Source organism: Bacteroides sp. (assembly GCF_019417265.1).
Classification (GTDB): Bacteria; Bacteroidota; Bacteroidia; order Bacteroidales; family Bacteroidaceae; genus Phocaeicola.
In genome coordinates this window covers 1-1,951 of the sequence record NZ_DXVR01000182.1, presented here as the reverse complement: position 1 = coordinate 1,951, position 1,951 = coordinate 1, and the positions used below count along the sequence as shown (strand labels likewise).

Here is a 1,951-nt window from a genome sequence, read left to right as displayed (position 1 = left end):
GATTATATATCAAAATCCTTGAGAATAGGGTGTCAACTTTATTTATACACCATCAGAAAGCGACTTTTCGGAACATCCCTCAATTCGCTTTGCCGAAAGAAACGCACCGGTCAACCGTGCATTTTCTGCACTTGAATCCTCAGCTGTACTATCAGTTCTTCGCTGAATCTCATATCCGGAAAGATTATGCTTCAACACTCGCCGTAGCTGCTCTGCCTGTCCATTATCGAGATATGCCAGCATATCTCGTAGCACATCATTTACAAATTCATCGTTCATAGTCTATTCTCCTTTTATGATTAGGGAATGACTACGGAGTGGCAATCCTCAGTATAAACTCCTGCCACTCGCAGAAGTTATGGGTTAGGTCGTAAACGAAAATTTAGCGGCTTAAATGTCAAGGCTGGAAACATCCAGTTCTCCAGACATAAGGCGAGGAAGTAAAGAGTCACGAACAGCCTGCAAACGACATATTTCATCATAATTATTACGGATTGCAGCATCCATAGGGGCGACTATCTTTTCAAATTCCTCGATTGTCTCATCGGAGGGGATAAGAATTGGCATATCATTCAGTGAATTGCGATTGATCGAACCGAAAACTGTACCTTCACCATTGAATACATCCAACTGTTTTCTGAGCGAAAACATCGTGTAAAGCACAAAAGACTGATGGTTCGTTTTAGAATGAATAGCTGCAAGCCCCCGACCGATGCAACAGTCTGTATGAGCAATATTAAGGTCTCCGACCGGTGCTCGGACACTCATCAGGATGTCATTTGCATAAGCCATTCGCTTCGGCTCGGTGGTATAAAGGCGGATAGTTGGAAATCTAAAGCTGAATTCTGCACGGCCTTGAAAGAAGATTGTACCTATGCCATCCTCATTATAGCTACTGCCGCTTGGGGATTGACCCATAGTAATATCAGCGATGTCTCTTAGAGAGCCTTCAATCCAATCCGGACACGTATTTTCGATAAACATTTGCTGATAAAGTGCTTTGGCTTGCTGCTCTAAATTTTCGTTTATCGCATTATTTATTTGTATTTTGGCATCAATCGCTGAGCATAGGTTTGTAATTTTCCTTTGCTCCTCAATGCTTGGGAAAGAGAAGGGCATTCTCTTAAAATCTTTCAATACAATTCTTGGTATCGCAGAGCCTGAACCGTAATTATCACGAACATCTTTCCTTACGGCTGGCGATTTTAATGTATAGTATAAGAATTCAGGCGTTATCTTCCTGCAATCAGCCCTCAATATTGCTATTGAAGATAATAATGCCGGGCGTTCATCTTGCTTATAAATGATAATATCTTCAAAATATCTTGCGCCGTCTTTTCCTACCAAAATATCATTTTTCTCTGGGACACACCCTTGATTCCGAAGTTTTTCATAATCTTCTTCGCCAATCTGTTTGCAATTTGAGAAGTCAAAACCAAATTCGGTAAAATCTTTAACAGAAGCCATATAATGCCCTTGTTCTACACTTTTAGGGCTATTATGTGCTCCGTCAGTCACAACGGTACACACATCATCTATCGTTGCTGTAATCCAATTAGATTTCATAACCAATCGCCCCCAGCTTCTTACGGATTTCTGCTTCGAGTTCATGGGATTTGGCAAACATATCAGAAAGTTCCGAAGTCAGGCGAGCCATTTTCTCGTCGAACGGTTCGCTATCTTCTTCCTGTTCCTCAATGCCAACATAGCGCCCAGGAGTCAGAATGTAGTCCTGCTTTTCGATAGTCTGCAAATCGGCTACCGCACAGAATCCCTTCACATCTTCCAGAGTTCCGTTCTGGAATGCTTCAAAGGTGTCCGCCAGTTTCTGAATATCTTCGTCAGTGAAGTCTCTGTGTTTGCGGTCAACCATATAGCCCATCTTTCGGGCATCAATAAACAGCGTTTTGCCTTTCTGCTTTTTGTTCTTGCTAATGAACCAGAGCGTAAC

General features: G+C 42.1%; 3 protein-coding genes. All 3 read right to left on the bottom strand.

Going from position 1 to position 1,951, the window contains the following annotated elements; genetic code table 11:
* Window positions 1-42 precede the first annotated feature (42 nt).
* On the bottom strand, window positions 43-243 hold the full coding sequence (locus tag QZ379_RS12690) for a hypothetical protein (RefSeq protein WP_291565631.1): 201 nt from the start codon (window positions 241-243) through the stop codon (window positions 43-45).
* Between the two features lie 147 nt (window positions 244-390).
* Window positions 391-1,566 carry a restriction endonuclease subunit S gene (locus QZ379_RS12685; RefSeq protein WP_291565629.1) on the bottom strand — a complete coding sequence of 392 codons (1,176 nt, stop codon included), beginning with the start codon at window positions 1,564-1,566 and terminating at the stop codon, window positions 391-393.
* Window positions 1,556-1,951, bottom strand: a 396-nt coding sequence (locus QZ379_RS12680) for an N-6 DNA methylase (protein WP_291565626.1), incomplete at its 5' end; no start/stop codon positions are given. The genes QZ379_RS12685 and QZ379_RS12680, both read right to left, overlap by 11 nt.